The 1,046-nt window shown below is 72.4% G+C and carries 1 protein-coding gene and 1 pseudogene; both read left to right on the top strand.

Features of this window, described 5'->3' with window-relative positions:
• A pseudogene (gene phzF, locus HMPREF2924_RS28125) lies at positions 1-360 on the top strand (phenazine biosynthesis protein PhzF); the annotation flags it as partial.
• A gap of 25 nt (positions 361-385) precedes the next feature.
• Positions 386-1,030 (top strand): phenazine biosynthesis FMN-dependent oxidase PhzG, encoded by a 645-nt coding sequence (phzG, locus tag HMPREF2924_RS28130; protein WP_116850927.1) that lies wholly within the window; start codon positions 386-388, stop codon positions 1,028-1,030.
• Positions 1,031-1,046: the final 16 nt, after the last annotated feature.

A 1,046-nucleotide genomic window follows, 5' to 3' on the forward strand; every position in this document is an offset into this window, starting at 1 on the left:
CTGGAGAGCGTCGCCGCGCTGTCCGCGCTGCACCCCGACCACCGCGCGCTGTGCGACTTCCCGGACCTGGCGGTGAACTGCTTCGCCGGCGCCGGGCGGCACTGGCGCAGCCGCATGTTCTCGCCGGCCTACGGCGTGGTCGAGGACGCCGCCACCGGTTCCGCCGCCGGGCCGCTGGCGATCCACCTGGCGCGCCACCGGCAGATTCCCTACGGGCAGCAGATCGAGATCCTCCAGGGCGTCGAGATCGGCCGGCCGTCGCGCATGTACGCCCGCGCCGAGGGCGCCGGCGAGCGGGTCTCGGCGGTGGAAGTGTCGGGCAACGGCGCGGCCTTCGCCGAAGGCCGGGCCTACCTGTGAACGGGCAGAACGGAGGAACGCCATGATGGGCGTCAACGCGAACATTTCCGAGTCCCTCACCGGGACCATCGAAGCCCCTTTCCCGGAGTTCGAGGCGCCGCCGGCGAACCCCATGGAGGTGCTGCGCAACTGGCTGGAACGCGCCCGCCGCTATGGCGTGCGCGAGCCGCGGGCACTGGCCCTGGCCACGGTCGACGAGCAGGGCCGGCCGTCGACGCGGATCGTGGTGATCGCCGAACTCGGCGAACGCGGGGTGGTGTTCGCCACCCACGCCGATAGCCAGAAGGGCCGCGAACTGGCGCAGAACCCCTGGGCCTCGGGGGTGCTGTACTGGCGCGAGAGCAGCCAGCAGATCATCCTCAACGGCCGCGCCGAACGCCTGCCCGACGAGCGCGCCGACGCCCAGTGGCTGAGCCGCCCGTACCAGACCCACCCGATGTCGATCGCCTCGCGGCAGAGCGAAACCCTCGCCGACATCCACGCCCTGCGCGCCGAAGCCCGGCGCCTGGCGGAAACCGACGGCCCGCTGCCGCGCCCGCCGGGCTACTGCCTGTTCGAACTGTGCCTGGAGTCGGTGGAGTTCTGGGGCAACGGCACCGAGCGGCTGCACGAGCGCCTGCGCTACGACCGCGACGAAGGAGGCTGGAAGCACCGCTACCTGCAACCGTGACGACACCGCTGCGCCG

This window comes from Pseudomonas sp. HMSC063H08, assembly GCF_001813645.1.
GTDB classification, from domain to species: Bacteria; Pseudomonadota; Gammaproteobacteria; order Pseudomonadales; family Pseudomonadaceae; genus Pseudomonas; species Pseudomonas aeruginosa.

What these genes read in the sequence shown, in the direction of transcription:
- phzG (WP_116850927.1), top strand. Translation starts at nt 386, where the DNA reads ATGGGCGTCAACGCGAACATTTCCGAGTCCCTCACCGGGACCATCGAA.